At 51.1% G+C, this 18,608-nt stretch carries 12 protein-coding genes; 3 read left to right on the top strand and 9 right to left on the bottom strand.

Annotated features, from left to right (window positions below; all coding sequences use genetic code 11):
* The 6 genes from KK083_RS18485 to KK083_RS18460 all read right to left on the bottom strand — a co-directional run.
* Positions 1–1,594, bottom strand: a 1,594-nt coding sequence (locus tag KK083_RS18485) for an ABC transporter permease (protein ID WP_254165893.1), incomplete at its 3' end; no start/stop codon positions are given.
* Positions 1,595–1,961: 367 nt separating this feature from the next.
* The gene (locus KK083_RS18480; protein ID WP_254165891.1) at positions 1,962–2,435 is read right to left on the bottom strand and encodes a hypothetical protein; all 474 of its coding nucleotides are present in this window, start codon (positions 2,433–2,435) and stop codon (positions 1,962–1,964) included.
* A 44-nt stretch (positions 2,436–2,479) separates the two neighbouring features.
* Positions 2,480–2,989, bottom strand: a complete 510-nt coding sequence (locus KK083_RS18475) for a hypothetical protein (protein WP_254165889.1) — start codon at positions 2,987–2,989, stop codon at positions 2,480–2,482.
* A 23-nt stretch (positions 2,990–3,012) separates the two neighbouring features.
* On the bottom strand, positions 3,013–3,393 hold the full coding sequence (locus tag KK083_RS18470; protein ID WP_254165887.1) for a VOC family protein: 381 nt from the start codon (positions 3,391–3,393) through the stop codon (positions 3,013–3,015).
* A 90-nt stretch (positions 3,394–3,483) separates the two neighbouring features.
* Positions 3,484–3,852: a bleomycin resistance protein gene (locus KK083_RS18465; RefSeq protein WP_254165885.1), complete on the bottom strand. Its 369-nt coding sequence runs from the start codon at positions 3,850–3,852 to the stop codon at positions 3,484–3,486.
* Between the two features lie 69 nt (positions 3,853–3,921).
* Positions 3,922–4,575 carry a hypothetical protein gene (locus KK083_RS18460; protein WP_254165883.1) on the bottom strand — a complete coding sequence of 218 codons (654 nt, stop codon included), beginning with the start codon at positions 4,573–4,575 and terminating at the stop codon, positions 3,922–3,924.
* A 241-nt stretch (positions 4,576–4,816) separates the two neighbouring features.
* Between KK083_RS18460 and KK083_RS18455 the strand changes: the two genes are divergently transcribed.
* Positions 4,817–6,760, top strand: coding sequence for a glycoside hydrolase family 97 protein (locus tag KK083_RS18455; protein WP_254165881.1), 1,944 nt, complete (start codon positions 4,817–4,819; stop codon positions 6,758–6,760).
* A gap of 119 nt (positions 6,761–6,879) precedes the next feature.
* Here the strand turns inward: KK083_RS18455 and KK083_RS18450 are convergent, their stop codons facing one another.
* The 3 genes from KK083_RS18450 to KK083_RS18440 form a co-directional block, all read right to left on the bottom strand.
* Positions 6,880–7,302 carry an LIC_13387 family protein gene (locus tag KK083_RS18450; protein WP_254165872.1) on the bottom strand — a complete coding sequence of 141 codons (423 nt, stop codon included), beginning with the start codon at positions 7,300–7,302 and terminating at the stop codon, positions 6,880–6,882.
* A 688-nt stretch (positions 7,303–7,990) separates the two neighbouring features.
* Complete coding sequence (locus tag KK083_RS18445) at positions 7,991–9,430, bottom strand: SusD/RagB family nutrient-binding outer membrane lipoprotein (RefSeq protein ID WP_254165870.1); 1,440 nt, start codon at positions 9,428–9,430, stop codon at positions 7,991–7,993.
* A gap of 5 nt (positions 9,431–9,435) precedes the next feature.
* Positions 9,436–12,687 (bottom strand): SusC/RagA family TonB-linked outer membrane protein, encoded by a 3,252-nt coding sequence (locus KK083_RS18440; protein WP_254165861.1) that lies wholly within the window; start codon positions 12,685–12,687, stop codon positions 9,436–9,438.
* Between the two features lie 388 nt (positions 12,688–13,075).
* Here KK083_RS18440 and KK083_RS18435 point away from each other — a divergent pair, with 388 nt between their 5' ends.
* Positions 13,076–14,674: a tetratricopeptide repeat protein gene (locus KK083_RS18435; RefSeq protein WP_254165852.1), complete on the top strand. Its 1,599-nt coding sequence runs from the start codon at positions 13,076–13,078 to the stop codon at positions 14,672–14,674.
* A gap of 271 nt (positions 14,675–14,945) precedes the next feature.
* Positions 14,946–18,605, top strand: a complete 3,660-nt coding sequence (locus KK083_RS18430; protein WP_254165850.1) for an ELWxxDGT repeat protein — start codon at positions 14,946–14,948, stop codon at positions 18,603–18,605.
* Positions 18,606–18,608 lie beyond the last annotated feature (3 nt).

Raw genomic sequence — 18,608 nt, 5'->3', positions numbered from 1 at the left:
TGCTCAAAGTCTCTACGTAGTCGTAGCCCGCGTTCACAATGTAGAAGATCGGGCGGCTGTCTGGCGCTTTTCCCTGCCAGCGTACAGACGTGGTGTTGTTGCCGATGTTCAGCGGATCCTGACCGGAGACGGTGACGCTTGCAATGCCGGCCCGGTTCAACAGCTCCTGCGACACTACATCAAACCGCTCTCCCAGCGCACCCTCGCGAGGTACGAATACAAGTCCCTCACGTTTCAGTCCCAGGTTCAGGGTGCGGATGTGATCGAGCTGGAGAATGACGCCTACCGTGGCCACGATCATCATCACCGATATGGCAAACTGGAAGATGACGAGGCCCTTCCGGAAGGTGAGGTTGCCTGCACGTTGCCGCAGCGCTGAACGAAGCGCCACCACCGGGTTGAAAGCAGACAGATACAAGGCAGGATAGCTGCCCGACAAGATGCCCACCATGGCGGAGATCGCCAGCATGCCGGAGATGTTCAGGTCTGACAAGGTGAGATGTTTACCCGTAAGATCGTTGAAAGCCGGCAGCAGCAGAAAGACCAGGCTCAGCGCCAGCACGAAAGAGACGAAGGCCATGGCAACTGACTCAGCCATGAATTGGAAGATCAGCATCCGCCGCTGCGCACCTACTACCTTGCGTACACCGATCTCACGCGCCCGCCGCGACGACCGTGCTGTAGCCAGGTTCATAAAGTTAATGCAAGCGATGAGGAGCAGAAAAACTGCCACCACCGAGAAGATGCGGATGTAGTCGATGCGGCCGCCAACCAGCTGGCCATCTTTATAGGTGGAGTGCAGGTAAACATCTTCGAATGGCTGGAGAAAGAGCTTGGTGCCTTTGCCCTGATCGTGGCGGCTGAAATGCTCGGCTACCTTGATGTTCATTTCGCGCAGGGCCGATGCGTTGTGAAGCCTCGCGTAAATGGAGAAGCACATATAGTACCAGTCGTCGCCAATGCCGAACCGGTCGGTGAAATCCCGCGCCGGCAACAATACGTCGAATTGTATCGATGAGTTTTCAGGAAGGTCCGCGACCACGCCGGCAACCGTGAAATCTTTCCGGTGGTCGATGGTGATGGGTTTGCCGATCACATCGTCGCGCGATTGCCAGTTCTCACCGAACAGTGTGCGGGCCAGGCGGTCGGTGATGACAACTGAATTCACATCCCGTAGCGCCTGGTTCGGATCGCCCTTGAGAAATGGAAAAGAGAAAATCCTAAAGAATGCGGGACTGGCGTAACCACCGTTCTGACGATAGCTGTTTTCGCCTGTGGTGATAACGAACTGTTGAGAGAGCATGGACCATGTGATATCTTCAACCTCCGGGTATTCCGCCAGGATGGTTTCTGCCACCGGCTGCCCGAGTGAAGTCCAGGTGTCGATCTGACCGTCGGTGATCATGTGGCGCCAGACCTGAAAAATACGGTCACCGTCTTTGTGAAAGCGGTCGTACCGGAGCTCATCCGTGACCCACAGCAGAATGAAGAAGCTGCAAACAAGCCCGATGGAAAGGCCCGCAATGTTGATAAAAGCAAAACCCTTCTGACGGAGGGCGTTGCGGATGGCGATGATGAGATAATTCCTTAGCATGGATCAGGATTAAAACCAGGATTAAAGGATTTACAGGATATAACCAGGATTACCAGGATGCTGACCAGGATTAGAGGATTCACTGGATTATCAGGATGCCCACATCACAAGACCAGCTGAATTGGGAAACTCCGGTTTTGTGACATGGTTTCACGAATTAGCCATTTTTTTTTCGCCAGCGGTACCGTTAGCCTAATTTAATCAGAGGCCCGCTAAAATGCGAGGAATCTATAAATGCAAAACGCAAAACATCTCTGCGGCCCTCTGCGCCCTCTCCGCGGCCTCTGCGTTTTATGCATTTAAAATTTCCAGATTGGGCAAAAAAAACTTTGCGCTTCTTTGCGCCTTTGCGTGAACTGCATTTCCCTCACCGCGAAGCGTGTGCTTCTTTCCAAATTTTGATGGTCCGGATAATCAACAACGTAAGCGCTACTACCCAAAAACCGAACAGTGCCCAGCTCCAGGTTATTCTTCTTTTGGAGTCTGCCATGAATTGTCCCCGGTCGGGGAGCCCTTCGTTATCGAGAGTCATGATCGAGGTCATGTAACTTTGCTGGAGCTGGATGACAGAGTAAGTGATGAGCGCAACAAGGATCAGTCCGATGGCCAGTCCCACATTCGTTCCTATGGTTTTGAATTTCCTTGTCAGTGCCCTGGCAAGAAAGATCAAAAGTGTCAGCGGCCCAACGATCAGGATCGTCAGCGAGATCTTGTCGATCACAAAGTAAGTGTCGTGTAACTGGATGTCGATGGTGCTTTGCCCGGCGGTGAGGAGCACAATGGACAAAGCCAGGATCAATAGTCCCGAGAAAATGATGATGTCGGTTTTAAATTTCTTCATTTCCATAGCGGAGTCTCACGTCTCCGATACTTCGCAGTTTTGTTTTAATCTCCCTGGTGGATCCAAACGAATTTCCTGCCATTAAAATAGATAAGGCCACCTGATCCCTCTTCCTGCCAGAGGCTGATGGCCGGTCTCTCAAGTTTTATTTCCCGCCCTCCCGCTACATCACCTTCATTGGTAAAAGTTGTTTCGTAAGTCTCCTTCTCCGTAAAAACCTCCCACGTATCTGCCCACTTAAAATCGTCGCCAGCAGCGTCGAGTGTATTTCCTGATCCAACAATAAAAGACTTATCGCTTTGAGCAAAAAGGATCAGGATACCTTTTTTCTGATCCGACTTTCGTTCGATCAATATTGCGAGGTCAGCTTTCTTGTCGCCTGAAAAATCGGCTTGCAAGAATGACGGCGTTATAAACGTGCCCCGGCTGTAATCCTTCTGAAATGTTTTGAATCTTTCCTGCGCCCATTTCGGAAGATCAGATTGCCCGCTAAGCCCGCAGTTCCAGAGCAGGAAGCTAAGTATTGTTATTGTTCTCACTTGAAATATGCCCATTATGTTTTGCGAACTACTCCTTACTACTTACTTCTAACTTCAGGCCATTGCTGAATAATAACACCTATCTGATCATCCGTTAGCGCGAATTCCCGCGCGCCCCAGGGTCTTAATGTGATTGTACTGAGATTCGGATGCAGCAATTCAGGATACCGGGTTTTCACCTTTTTATATACTTCCTCGATGTCGTTGGTCACCAGCCTGAATTCAGGATTGTGTTCCGCGGCATATTTTGCATCCTGGAACAGATTAATACCCAACCCGTCTTTCGCTACCACACAAAATGGACGCGCGGAATTCAGCTCATCGTGCGCTATGGTGAATTCGAGACAATCGACGAAGGTCTTCAGGCCTGATCTGATGTCTTTATAAAATATATTGGGAACAAGTCTGGTGAAATGCATGGGTTTAAAGTTTAAAGTTTGAGGTTTAAAGTTTAAGATTTAAAGTTTAAAGGTTACGTATGATCCTTTGGTGTCGCAACGGGGTCTGTTTCAAATCACTTTTCCAAACCTCAGCGTATTCCCGCTGGGGTCGGTCACGTAAAATTCTCTCATGCCCCACGTTTGGTCTATCGGTCCATTGTGCACGGGCGAGTCCGGGTTATTGGGAACAACCAGCCCCCTGCTCACGTATTTCTTGAATAAGTTGTCGATTTCGTCTACCCTGATATAGACGTTGATGCCCAGCTTTTGGTCTCCTTCCAGGGCGGTGAGGCCAAGCTCCGCTTCGCCATTAATTAGGTCAACTACCCAGTCATCCGCGGATGCGTTGGGATATTTTAATTTAAAATCGAGCACGTTGGTGTAAAAATCAATGGCCTCCTTCATGTTCAGGCAGCGGAGAAAAGGAATTGTTTTCATCTCGATTCAGGTTTAATTGTTTAACTGAGGCTTGCTAGATGAGTGATCGATCTCTTTGGCGTTGCGGCATTATTGGCGCTCGTAATAATATTCTACCAATTCCAGTGTCAGTCCTGTGATCTCTGTTCTGTCTTCCCTGGTCTGACCCGGTATATTTCGTAAACGGCTGCTCAATTCGATTAGGATCGGGTGTTTCATGCGTGATAAAAGATATTCGGCATTTTTCCGGTCAGCTTCAATTTCTTTCTTCAACTTCTGCTTCTCTAAGGTTAGTTCCTGGATAAAGGCCAGCCCATGCTGCAGCAGGACGTTGGTGCCGAGCATTTTTAGTTTTTGGTCGAGATAGGTCAATCCATGATTTTTTATATCCGACGCAATTTGATCGATGACCTTTTCTACAGTCCTGATTTTCCCGTTGTGCCAGTAATAAGAGTCCTCAATGTTTGAAGCGCCGGAACCCGTTTTGATGACCAGGAGGTCGGCATGATTCACCAGGAAGCCTTTATTATACGTTGAAGTGAATAAGTAAGCTTTATTCACCGTTGAAGCAACAGAGCACGAAAACATCTTATCCTTTAAACCAAAGATGATGTTAAGTGTCTCAAATACCTGCCAGGATCCGGAATGGCGGACCCGCTGGAAATAATACGTGCTGTTCTTGTATAAAACAAAGTCAAAGTCCGGCAGATGTACCTTAAAACAATTTACCAGCAGTTCCTTCACCTCACCCTTTTTCAGCTCACGGCTGTCGTCCGGTGTATTTTTTCTGGCGGTTATTTTGTCGAACCAATTCATAAGCGGTTTCAGCGAACGGGAATCGTCCCTAAGATAAGACGCAGCGCCCGATTCTCCTACTCACGATCCGGCATCCACGGAAGTGTAAATACTGGTTGCTTTATCTTAAATTATTCACATATTAGTGTAACATTTACATTTATACGGAATGCTTGCCTCGCCTAACTCAATGAAATTGTTAACGCACATCGCTGCGGCCCTGCTTCTGCTAATGGCAGGCTGCGCTTCAGAAAAAGGTGACGCGATAAAAGGTGACACAATTGTTCTTAGTCCTGATCAAAAACTTGCCGCCCTGGTATCGGTAGCCGATGGCCAGGTCTCTTATGCGGTGCGTCGCGAAGGATTGGTGATGCTGGAGGGTTCGAGACTGGGTTTGCAGCGTGAAGACGCAGATTTTTCAAAAGACCTGAAGCTTTTATCTGTGGATAACAATACCGTTCACGATGAATACACTTTACTTCATGGCAAAAGAAAAAACATTGCGTACGAAGCCAACAGGGCCGTGGTCCATCTCGAGAACGGCAAGGGACAGAAAATGGATATCATCTTCCAGGTGTCCAACGATGGTGTTGCCTTCCGTTATCATTTTCCGGAGACCTCAACCGACATGAAGAAGGTGCACTGGGAGCGATCGTCATTCAATTTTTCAGATAGTGCCAGGGCGTGGATCCAACCCCGGGCCAGGGCCAAGTCGGGATGGAACCACAGCAATCCCTCGTATGAAGAAAATTATTTAATGGACATACCTGTAAGCCAGCTCGCGGCATCCGATACGGGCTGGGTGTTCCCGTCACTTTTCAGGGAAGGCAAATACTGGATGCTGTTGTCCGAGACGGCACCGGACCGCGACTACTGCGCTTCAAGGCTTCTGAAAGGTGAAAGGGTGGGGGAGCTCGCGATCGGTTTCCCGGAAGTAACAGAAAGTTTTCCGGGTGGTCCCGTGTTTCCAGAGTCGACCTTGCCCTGGAGCACACCCTGGCGTTTGATCACCATCGGGTCGCTGAAGACGATCACGGAGTCGACGCTGGGCACCGATCTGGCGAAACCGTCTGCGTTAACCGACCTCTCTTTTGTGAAACCCGGAAGAGCGTCGTGGAGCTGGGTGTCGTTGAAGGATGACTCTATTATATATGATGTTCAGAAACGTTTTATCGATTACGCAGCCGCCATGAAGTGGGAGTACTGCCTGATCGATGTGAACTGGGATACCAAGATCGGCTACGATAAAATAAAGGAGCTCTCCGGTTATGCCGCCGGAAAAGGTGTTGGTCTTATTCTCTGGTACAACTCTGCAGGCGACTGGAATACCGTACCTTATCATCCGCGCAACCTGTTGCTGACGAAGGAGAGCCGCGAGGCAGAGTTCAAAAGAATTTCGGCGATGGGCATCAAAGGTATCAAGGTGGATTTTTTTGGTGGCGATGGCCAGGCAGTCATTTCTTATTACCAGGATATCATTGAAGACGCCGCCCGGTATCAGCTGATGGTGAATTGTCACGGCTCCACGTTACCCCGCGGATTTCAGCGCACCTATCCGAACCTGGTGAGCATGGAAGCCGTCAAAGGTTTTGAGTTTGTCACGTTTGCCCAAGAGAATGCGGACCGGCAACCCACGCACTGTGCCACACTGCCTTTCACCAGGAATGTTTTTGATCCTATGGATTTCACACCGGTCTGTTTTTCAGAGGTGCCCAACATGCGGCGTAAAACATCCAATGCTTTTGAGCTGGCCCTGGCTGTGGTATTCCAGTCGGGCGTTCAGCACTATGCGGAAAAACCTGCCGGTATGAAAAGTGTACCCGGCTACGTACGACAGCTGATGACAGACATTCCGGTATCGTGGCACAACACCGAATTTATCGACGGGTATCCGGGCAAGTATGTGATCCTGAAGCGTGAGGTCAATGGTGTTGTTTACATCGCCGGCATCAATGGCGAACCCGGAGACCGCACCCTGGAGCTCGACCTGGCGGCGATGCCCAAACGTAAAGGCATTTATGTTACGGATGGTGTTGATAACCGGTCGTTCAAAAAAGAGACAATCGATCCATCTCAGGCGGATCGCCTGACGATTACTTTAAAAGGCAACGGCGGATTTGTGATGGTTTTTTAACCTCACCCTTCCCTCTCCTGGGAGGAGAGGGAAGCACTTCGCGCGGAAGTTACTTCCGTGCGCTTTCTTTTCTTGATTCGTAGCCATAGTCTCGCTGTAGAACTTAGTTCCACCACCCATCACCTATTCACAACCACCAAAACATACGCAACCACATAACAAGCCAACGTGATACTCGCCCCGATCAGCGGTTTGGCAAACCAGTACTTGCCCGCCAGGAAAACATAAAACGCCAGCGTAACGATATTCAACAGAAAATAGAAATGACTTTTCTGAAGCAGCGGAAAATAGTTGATGGCCAGGAAACAATTTATAATGGCGATGAACATGATGCCGCTGCTATGGCTTCCGTTGAAACCGATCCATGCTTTCCACATGGTCAATTGCTCTGACAGCACGGGACTCACTTTGTCCATCCTTTCCGCCAGCTTCCCGTCTCTCGGCAAAAACTTATCGCTGAAAAAAGTATAGATCATGTGGATCGTGCCAAGGGTGCCCATGATGAGCGAACCTGTGATCCAAAGGAGTTTTGCTGCGATCATATTGTAAAGTCCATGGTCGATAGTCCATAGTCCATGGCCGGGAGGTGTTAACTTTCGCTGTCAAGCTCCGTTTCAGGGGCTTACGTCGTGGGCTTCTATCGCCTGTTGGTCATGAGCCTATAGACTCATTTCTCCGAAACGAAAAATACCTTTTCCGGTTGCCAGTAGTCATACTTTACTTATCCCAAGTCCCTACCATGAGACCCGTCATCCTGAGAATTTATCCAGCAGAAGGCTGTAGCGATGATAAGAATGACGCGCGCGTTCCTTTTTACGCTGGCATTTCAAATTACGAATTTCAGGAGGCTCCTATGGAGCCGATCGGGCAATTGATCTATTCTATAGACAGGGCACTCCTATCGGAGTGAAATGCATTTAGCTCCGGATGGAGCTCCCTGTTTATAGAATGGAATGGTTGGTCCATATTGGGCTCCATAGGAGCCTCCTGATGGCACGTCATTGGGAGCGAGGAATGCGGGCGGAGCAGCGGGGAGCGAGGAATCCCCTTGAAGCGAAGTGCGCTTCGGAAAGACATGGCTTTGGACTAAGTACGCAGTAACCATCAGGGGATCCTTCGCTCGCGCAAGCCCATCGCGCACCCACCCGCTCTGGATGACGGTTTGTAAGGAAAGCCAAAAAAAAAGGCCGATCCAATGGACCAGCCTTCCAATGAAACACAAACTACTCATCAGAACACATCCCAGAACAGTTTTGTAGTCGCCAGGTCACCACCGATGGCAGCGGCAGCGGCTTCGCGGTTTACACCATTCAGGGTTTGCTCGTTGATGGGATAGATCAGGCGTACGGGGATCTGCAATCCTGCCGGCGCGGTTCCACCTGAGGGAGGTAACAGTACCGGGAAGTCAAACCTGCGCCATTCTATCCAGGCATCGAAGCCACGGTTATACAGCGCGATCCATTTCTGCGTGCCGATCTTTTGCTTATAGGTGCCAGGCGCTGTAGCGTAGGCAACGCTGGGTTGTGCCAGGTAAGTGGCGGCATCGGCTGGTGTGCCTCCCCAATAGACGATAGAAGCTTCAACGGCAGCATTATAGTGTTCCGCTGCCGTGCCGCCTACAGAAAAACCTCTTTCAACTGCTTCTGCCAGCAGAAACTGTACTTCAGAATAATCGAGCAGCAGCGCTTCGAACGCAGGGGCGATCACTTTGTCGCTCACATGCGAGAAGTCGGCGTAGGCGTTGGCAAAACCATAGTTACCTCCAACATACTGCCCGTTAACAGCCGTAAAATAGAATGGCCTTCTCGGATCGTTCCGTGCATTCATTTCATTGGTTATCGCACTGGCGATCACATAATCCTGCCGTGTAGAAAAAGTGGGATTCAGGTTGGCGGAAAGCGGATTGTTGTTCGGGGGCACTGCCAGATAAGGGAACCTTGCATTGTCTGCATTGCTCGCAAACACATTGGGCGCTGCCTGTTCGGAGAGTGTTTTGGCCTTGCCTGCGTTCACGTCTGCAATGACCATGGCGAGTTTCAGCTTGAGCGAGTTCCCGAACTTGATCCACTTGGCTACATCACCGCTGTACAACAGGTCGCCGGTCTGAAATGCCGTGCCCGGCGTGGCGAGCGATGCGAGCGCTGCATCCAGTCGTGTCAGGATGTCGGCGTAAATCCCCGCTGCATCGTCATAAACAGGAACGGGATTCTGGAAATTGAAAGCCTGTGAGTAAGGTACATTGCCGAAAGTATTCACCAGCACAGACCACGCATACACTTCGATGATCTCGATCTGTGCGATCCTGGTTTTCTTATCGGTGTCGATCATCAGCGCGTCCGCATTCAGCAAACGTTTCGACTCGTTCAGGTCTGCCAGCACATCCTTGTACATGCTTTGCCAAAGGCTCTGGGGGATCGTGCGCGACGTGAGGTCGTACCGTGGCTCCTGCAGGTAAGTTGTAGTGGCCCACTGTTGCGTATACAACCTGAAGTTATTGTTGTTGACGTTGGGCGTGGTCAGCGCATCAGACAATTCCTTCAGTGCGTTGGTGAACAATGTTTCCGGCGGCACCTTGCTCGCCCGTTTTTGGTCGATATTGTAATCGTCAAGGCTGTCAACGCATGATGCGAGCGCCATTGCCGAGAGGAATGCTATCAGTAATTTTTTCATGGCTGCTAGAGATTAAATTTCACATTGAACCCGTAATTCTTCACCATCGGGTAGGCCCCGCTCTGGTAACCGTTCGCGTTGTTGCCTGAGGTCAGTGTCTCCTCAGGATCGGAGTACTTCATGTTCTTGTGGATGATCCAGAGGTTACGGCCCAGGAGCGATATATCGATGCCCTTCAGGGGACGCAGCTTTTGCATCACCGCTGCCGGCAGCGAGTAGGTGAGGGCTAATTCTCTCAGCTTCACATAACTTCCATCGTAGACGTACCAGGCACGCGGAGGACTTAAAGGATATCCCAGCACCGTTCCGTTGCCGTTCTGGTTTGAACCTCTCACATCGTTAGGGGTTCCGTCTGCTTTAACGCCGGGCAGCAGGACACCACCACCTTCAGAGACGGGATCGCGTTTGGGATTTCCCAATTCGTTCAGCCCGGCTGTTTCGGGATACAAGCCCGTTCCCTGACCATACCACTGATCGAGTGAGAAGATATCACCGCCGCGACGGATGTCTATCAGGAAATTGAGTCTGACGCCTTTATAGGTAACCGTGTTGGTGATACCGCTCAGCCAATCGGGGTTGGGGTTGCCGATCACTTCTGCCGAGCTTGCCGTTGCTACATAACCACCTGCGGCATTCACGGTTCTTTGCCCATTGGTGTAAACGAAGTTCGTTCCTTTCAGAACACCATACGGCTGGCCTATGGCGGCATTTGTAGTGACGCCGCCCTGCAGCGGGTTGATGATGTCTGACAGCTGTACGTTGGTCACCGCGCCGGAGTAGAGGTCAATCACTTTATTCCTGTTGCGGGTGAACGTAACGCCGATCGTCCATGTGAAGTTTTCCGTTTCGGCCGGTGTGCCGTAAGCGGAGAGCTCGATACCTTCGTTTCGAACCTCACCCGAATTCACAAAACGGGAAACGTATCCCGTAGCAGAAGTGAGGTTCACCGGTATGGCCTGATCGAAGGAGCTGGCCTGGTACCAGGTGAAGTCGAAGCCCAGTCGTCCGTCATAAAACTCGGCCTCGATGCCGGCTTCAAAGCTCTTCGTTCTTTCAGCCTTCAGCGCGGGGTTGTTCTTGGTGTTGGGGAGCGAGAAGAGCGGAGCCGATCCGAAACCCGCGGGCTTGTCATAAACATCGTACAGACTCAGCGCTACGGGGTCGTTGCCCACCTCTGCATAATTCAGTCTCAGCTTGCCGAGCGAGAGCCATGGCTGCTTCAGCACATTCGAGAAAATAAAACCTCCTGCTGTAGAAAAATAGAAATAGGTGTTGTTGTCTTTGGGAAGTGTGGTTGACTTATCCTGCCGCGCGGAAAGGTCAATGAAGATCAGCTCCTTGAAGCCCAGGCTGGCATTGGCAAAAATTCCATCCACGCCTACACGCGCATATTCTTCCAGGGGAGCCTGGAGCGGGCTTACAGAGTTAGATAGTGAATACAGATCAGGTACCACCAGTCCGCCATTGGTGGCAGCCCTGATGGAATTCAGGCGTGTACGCCTCATGTTGCTTCCCAGCAATCCCGTAAGGCTGAACGTTTCAGAGAATTTCTTCTTGAAGTTCAGGATGAGGTCGTAGTTCATTTCCTTGTAAGACTGGTCGAACCTTGAATAGAGACTCGATACTGATGCTGTTCTCACGGTGGGAATGGCTGAATACCGCACGCCGGAGCTGCCTACTGCAACACGTTCTTCCTGGAGGTCGAAGGTGGCGTCGAACGCTACCCGTCCCATCACATCGAGCCAGTCGGTGATCTTGTAAGTGGCGGTGGCATATCCGAAATAGTGGTCGCGGGTGTCGTTGGCGTAGTTCTTATACCGTGTCCAATAGGGATTGTCTGAGTAGATCGGGCGGCCCGTACCCTGGAGGTTAGCCCAGTTCCAGGAGATATTCTGGCGGTTCCGGAAGAAAGCTTCCTTCTGTTCGAGGATATCGGTATTCACCTGCCACCACTGCCTGAACTGCTGATTGGGATTGTTGCCACTGTATCCGGTGCCATACCTGCCGAGGCCTGAGATGCGTGAATAGTTTCCGGAGGCGCTTACGGTGATCCGGTCGTTCACGTCGAAGGATGCCGAGAAATTGGCGAGGTCTTTTTTGAGCTCGCTGTTGGGCAGCACACCTTTTTCGTCAATGCGGCTGTAGGCAACCTTGAAGGTGGTCTTGCTGCTGCCACCGGTCAGGGTGACGTTCTGGTTGGAGGTCACCGAAGTTTCATAAAATTTGGAGGGATCGTTTTTCGCTGCCACCCACGGCCTCATTTGGCGGTAGTATGGCGAATAGGGATCGAGTGCGTCCCAGTGGTATACCATCAGGTTGGGATCGAACTTCGTGCCGAAAGAGGCATCGGCGTCAAACTGTACTACGGGGCCGGGACCTTGCCCGAGGTCGGCCGTATAAAATCCGGAATTGTAACCGGCGCCATATTCATCCTGGTAACGGGCGTAGGTGCTTTTGTCGATCTTGCCGAAAGTAACACCGCTGTTCACTACCAGGTCGAACGACTCTTTTCTTCCTTTTTTGGTGGTGATCATGATCACGCCATTGGCGGCGCGTGAGCCGTACAACGCTGTGGCTGCTGCACCTTTCAGTACGTTGATGGAGGCTATGTTGTCAGGGTTGATGTCTGCGGCGGCGTTGCCATAATCAACACCTGTGCCGCCGTTGCGCTGCAGTACGGAGTTGGTGTTGGCGTTTGTTACAGGAACGCCGTCGATCACGAACAGCGCCTGGTTGTTGCCGGTAATGGATTTGTAGCCGCGAATGACCACGTTCGTAGATCCACCCATATTGTTGTTGGCCTTGATGTCGAGGCCCGCAACCTTTCCTGAAAGGGCGTTCACGAAGTTGCCGTTCCGCGTCTGCGTGATCTGCTCACTGCTCACCTGCTGCGCCGCATAGGGCAGCTCGTTGCGTTTTCGCTCGATGCCCAGGGCGGTGACCACAACTTCACTCAATTGTTTAACATCGCTTTGCATCGACACATCGACTACCTGTCGGCCATCCAGCGACACTTCCTGTGTCACCAGGCCGATAAAGGAGAAGATCAATGCATTGGCTGAAGCCGGAACCGAAAGACTGTAACGACCGTCCTGATCGGTAACCGTACCGTTGTTGGTACCCTTGAGCACCACATTCACACCTGGCAGCGGGGAGCCGTCGCTGCCGTCAGTGACCCTCCCGGATACAGTTCTATCCTGCGCCCATAGGCATAGCGAAAGAACTGTCATGATAAAAGACAGTAAAATCTTCTTCATTGAATTTTAGGTTATGTTTAATTCAAACTCCATCATCTGCCGATGACGTTACTCTAATCTTGTGAAACCACCACTGAAAAGCGCCCCTCGAAAAGTATTATTTTGAATGGCAGGAACTCACCCTAAATCAGTGACAGCAGTGCGAAATGCGTGAATATTATGGTCAGGATTGGTATAAGTTGGCCGGTTAAAATACCGAACATTGGAGGAGAAAAAACATTTTGGAAATAACGAAGGGCGGAGGTACGAAATACGAGGTACGTGGGGTGCCCAATCGTACCTCGTACTTCGTCCCTCGTACCTTCTTATTCGTCCCTCGTACCTTCGAAGGCTATCCGGATTATACCGAAGAATTCCCTAAATTAGGCCCCAGAACCCCTGTAATCCCATGTGTCGCAGACCCCGACCGCTTCTTTCAATCGTTTTTCTTTTTGCATTTTCTTTCACTGCGCTTGCCCAGCGGCACGAAGCGGAGCGCTACCTCATGGCCAGTGACTCCCTGATGTTCATCAGTCCTGATTCTTCGCGGTTGCTGGCCAGCGAAGCGCTGAAAATTGCCCTCGCCATAAAAAACGATACGCTGGAAGCCAGGGCCTACCACCTCATCGGTACAACGGAAGGCATCCAGGGTCATTATTCTTCAGCGCAGCAAAACCTGATCAGGTCACTCACCATCTCCGACAGGCTCAACATGCCGCGGAAACAGGTAGCGACCCTCGCCAACATCGCCAGGGTGATTGATGCACAGGGAAGGTATGCCGACGCCATCCGTTATCTCAAGCAGGCTCTTGTTCTTGATCGCCAATTGGATGACAAAGAGGGCGTGGCCCTTGATTACCAGAACCTCGGTGTCATCTTTCGCCGCTCCGGAAACAATGATAGTGCGTTATACTATCTTGACCGCTCGCTCGAGCAGGCAAAGCTGCTTCCAAAAGAAAGCAGGAATGCGATCGTCGCCAGCGGGCAGTACAACATTGCGTACGTCTATTCATTCCAGGGCCGTTATAAGGAAGCTGAAGCGCTGCTGCAATATCCGGTACGTTATTACGATAGCACCGGCGATCCGTATGGGGTCCTTCATGGCATCGCCTACAAGGCAAACCTTGCGTACCTCACGAAAAACTATAAGGATGCCATTGCGCTTGCCGGCACCGGACTTGAGAAGGCGCGTGAGATGCATATGGACGAGCGCTCCGCGGACCTGCTCCAGATCCTGACCGATTCATACGAAGCCAAGGGTGAGTTCTCCAAAGCATTACACTATTACAAAGAACATCGTAAGCTTTCAGACACCCTTTTCAATGCAGAGAAGGCGAGGATCGTTGCAGAGCTCCAATATGGTTATGAGACCGAGAAGAAAGACCGGGAGATCGAGCTGCTGAAAGCAAAGGAAGAAAGTCATCGCATTGTCATCATCCTGGTCTCGGTAGCGGCACTGGCGTCCATTTTCCTCGTAATCACTTTGTTCCTTTCCAAAAAGCTGCAGACGGTCCGTTACCGGGAAAAAGAGGCGCACCTTGTGGCCGAACGCGAAAAGGCGCAGCTTGCCCTCGAAAGCAGTGAAAGAGAGCTCGGCACCACTACCGCATTTCTCCAGCAAAAGAACAAGCTTCTCGAAGAGCTTCAGCTACAACTGGCGGCACTTTCTGCGGAAGCCGGTCAAACACAACAGGAAAAACTTACCGATTTGAGCAACGCTCTTACACGGGCCAAGCTGCTCACGGAAGATGACTGGAGCCAGTTCAGGGTGATCTTTGACAAAGTGCATCCCGGGTTCTTCAACCGTTTGCGGGAGCAGTTTTATGACCTGACACCGGCTGAAACCCGCCTCATGGCCCTCACACATCTCAACCTCGGCACAAGGGAAATTGCCAGCATGCTGGGGGTTTCTGACCAGACCGTGTACAAGACACGCCAGCGTCTCCGTGCCAAGATCGGCATGTCTGCAGAAAAAGGACTGGACGATCTTGAGCTGAATGCCGTCTGATAATCAGTGCATTATTGCATTGTCCTAATTTTTGTCCGAATACTATTTTATTTTCTGATCACAGCGTTGGGCATTTTTGACCCATGACTTTGGTGCAGACTGTTTTTTCGCTGCTTGCTACATTAACCCCGGCAGTGACTGCCTCTCCTGACAGGAGTTTATCCAATCTTATTATTCTGTCAATTGTGAACAAAATCTTACACGCAGAACAACGCCGTTCCTGCAGGTCTGCATCCAGTCATTTGCGCTCAGAAAAACAAAATAAATTCATATGATCAGGATCTACTTATGTGTCCGATGGCTTTCAATGCTCCTCCTTTTGTTGCTGGGTAGCAACACCGTCCAGGCGCAGCTTTCACTTGTAAAAGATCTCGCTGTCAACGGTACGGGCAGCGATGCATCGCAGTTCTATAAGGTCAGCAACAGCCTGATGTTGTTCAGCGCCTCCACGTATGAACAGGGCGCCGAGCTTTGGAAAACCGATGGTACCCCTGCTGGCACATCGCTGGTCAAAGACATCAATGCGGGCAGTGGTTCGAGCACTGTACATTCTTTTATCACATTTAATAGCACAGTGTTTTTTATAGCCACCGATGCCACGCATGGCGATGAGCTTTGGAAGACAGACGGAACGGAGGCTGGCACCGTGATGGTAAAGGATATCAACCCGGGAGAAGAAGGCAGCTCCGCTTTCGAGTTTGTGATCCTGAACACAACGTTGTATTTCGTTGCCAATGATGGAACAAATGGAAGAGAATTGTGGAAAACCGATGGCACTACGGCAGGAACAGTGATGGTAAAGGACATCTCTCCGGGGTCAGGAGACAGCATGATCGGCGACCTGAAGGTGATGAACGGATCGCTCTTCTTCAGGGCCTTTGAAAGCGTGAACGGTATCGAGTTGTGGAAGAGTGACGGCACCGCTGCAGGTACGGTCATCGTGAAAAATATCAGGGCAGGAGCATCGGGAGGGTACCCGGTTTTTCTGACTGTAATGAATAACGTTTTATACTTCAGTGCCGATGATGGTACTGCAGGACGTGAGCTCTGGAAAAGCGATGGCACCAGCGGCGGAACAGTGCTGTTGAAAGACGTGTTTCCGGGCAGTGACGCCTCGGGTGCCCAGTACCTGACCGTATTTAATAACAAGCTTTATTTTTCCGCTTTCGATGGGAATGCCGAGGAGCGGTATAGGTTGTTCGCCTCGGATGGTACTACGGGAGGCACTGCTGCGGTCTCGACTACCGTTTTAAATCCGAGCTCGTTGGTGGCCATGGGAAGCGCCTTGTATTTCTATGCCCAGGACAACACGCACGGACAGGAGCTGTTCAAAACCGATGGCACCGCCGTTGGAACGGTGATGGTTAAAGATATCAATACAATACCCAATGAAGGATCGCTCGACGGAGACTTCGCCTACCTTACCAATCACAACGGTACCTTGTACTTCGCCGCCCGCACCGCCGCATCAGGCAATGAATTGTGGAAGAGCGATGGCACTGAAGCCGGTACGGTACTGGTGAAGGACATCGAACCAGGCACTGCTGACAGCGATCCCTTTGGTTTAACAACGTTCAATGGTTCTTTTGTTTTTACGGCAAAGACTATGGCGGACGGCAACGAGCTTTGGAAAAGTGATGGCACCGCGGCGGGTACCTCGCTTTTGAAAAACATCAATAATACCACGGCATCTTCAAATCCTGAAAATGCAGTGGTGATCGGCAATACCACCTATTTTGTTGCGCACGACGGGCAGGCTTACAGGCTTTACAAAAGTGATGGCACACCCGCGGGAACGTCGGTGATCAGTACATCCATATCAGTTTACAACGAAGATGATGGCGATGGGCCTCCGCTGGTGGCTGTTGGCAATACACTCTTCTTCAAAGGCGAAGGGGAGGCCCACGGCACCGAGCTCTGGAAAACAGATGGTACCCTTGCAGGAACTGTGCTGGTGAAGGACATCCTTGAGGGAGCCGATGGAAGTTATCCGGCCTGGCTTACCAGTGTGAATGGTACACTTTATTTCATGCCCCGTTACGAAAATACTTACGGACAGGAGCTGTGGAAAAGTGATGGTACCGCGTCCGGAACTGTGCTGGTGAAAGATATCGTTCCCGGTGATAATGGCAGCAATCTGGCTTACCTCACAAACGTCAACGGTACATTGTATTTCAATGCCGGCGACGGTACTTACGGAAGTGAGCTGTGGAAAAGTGACGGCACAGCGGCCGGTACACTGATGGTGAAAGATATTGCTACCAACAGCGGTAGCAGCTCGTATCCTGCTTATCTCACGAATGTGAATGGCACACTCTATTTTGTGGCATACAACAATGATGAGCAGATCGAGCTGTGGAAAAGCAATGGCACGGATGCAGGAACTGTACGTGTGAAGGATGCTTCGGGGATGTCGGAATACCCGAGAGATCTTACCCATGTTAACGGCACACTTTATTTTGTGGCTGGCGATGGTACCCATGGCGTTGAGCTCTGGAAGAGTGACGGTACCGCGGCAGGCACGGCCATGGTCAAAGACATTGAAGAAGGCGATGGATCTTCAGAACCATCTTCCCTGAGAGCAGTCAATAACACGCTCTATTTTGTGGCCTATGATCATGAGCATGGAAATGAGCTTTGGAGAAGCGATGGCACGGCCGCGGGAACAACCTTGGTAATGGATATCGTTGAAGGAGATCAGGACGGCGGTGTGTATGGTCTCACGGCTGTCGGAAAGGGGTTATACTTTATAGCCGACGATCCGGCCAATGGTCGCAGCCTCTGGGTGACCACGGGCGCGTTGTGCAGTACGGTTGCGTTTGATCATGATCCGTCCATTCACATTGAAGAAGGTGGATTGCTCGCTGTGGCCAATGGAAAAATTCTCGTTGTTGCCAGCAGTGCCACTACAGGCACGGAGCTTTTCAGTCACGATGCCAGCACAGATCCCATTGGCTGCCCTCAGTCGATTACGGGATTTGAGGCGCTTGCTTCGAAGACTTACGGCGATGCAGCATTCGTAGTCACCGCTACTGCTTCTTCTGGTTTAACTGTTCTTTTCGAAAGCTCCAACACCTCGGTGGCAACTGTATCGGGCAACACCATCACCATTGTGGGAGGGGGTACTGCCACCATCACGGCAAAACAGCCGGGCAATGACATCTTTGCCGCCGCCACGCCTGTTGCGCATACACTTACCGTAGCGAAGGCCAGTCAGACTCTCACTTTTGGTGAGCTTGCTGACAAAGCTGAAGGCTCATCTGCGTTTCAGCTGACGGCCACCGCTACTTCGAACCTGCCGGTATCTTTTGAAACAACAACCCCTTCGATCGTCAGCATTGCGAACGGACAGGTTACGCTGCTCAGGGCAGGTCGCGCCAGCATCACAGCCAGGCAGGAAGGGAACAGTGGTTACAACGCAGCGCAGTCAGTCACCCGGTCTTTCTGTGTTAATCCTGCCAAACCTTTGGTTACTTCGAGTTTTGCCAATCCTGAAGTTCCGACACTCACCTCCAGCGCTTCAGCCGGAAACCAATGGTACAGGAACAATGAAGCGGTCAATGGCGCGACTTCTTCCACTTACACGGTAAATGCGCCTGGAACCTATGTGGTCAAAGTTACTGCCGATGATTGTGCTGTTGCAACATCAGAGGCAGCGGTAATTGTGATCACCGGCATCGAGGCGGTGGCAGGCATCGAAGTGAAGGCTTATCCGAATCCTGCTTCGCACAATATCTTGTTGACGCTCCCGGGAAGTGGTGTGAAGAAGATCAGCATCCGTGGCGTGGATGGAAGGGAAGTACACCATGCTGAAGTCACAGGCGAGCAAACCGTTATCAACGTATCTCATTTCCCCGCCGGCGTGTACGTGATCGGCGCCCGCTCGAACAGGTATAACAGCACCATCAGATTTATCAAGAACAACCAATGAACA

The organism is Chryseosolibacter histidinae, assembly GCF_018598225.1.
Taxonomy (GTDB): Bacteria; Bacteroidota; Bacteroidia; order Cytophagales; family Cyclobacteriaceae; genus Chryseosolibacter; species Chryseosolibacter histidini.
Note: the sequence above shows the minus strand (reverse complement) of the source record. Positions and strands in the feature narration are given on the sequence as shown.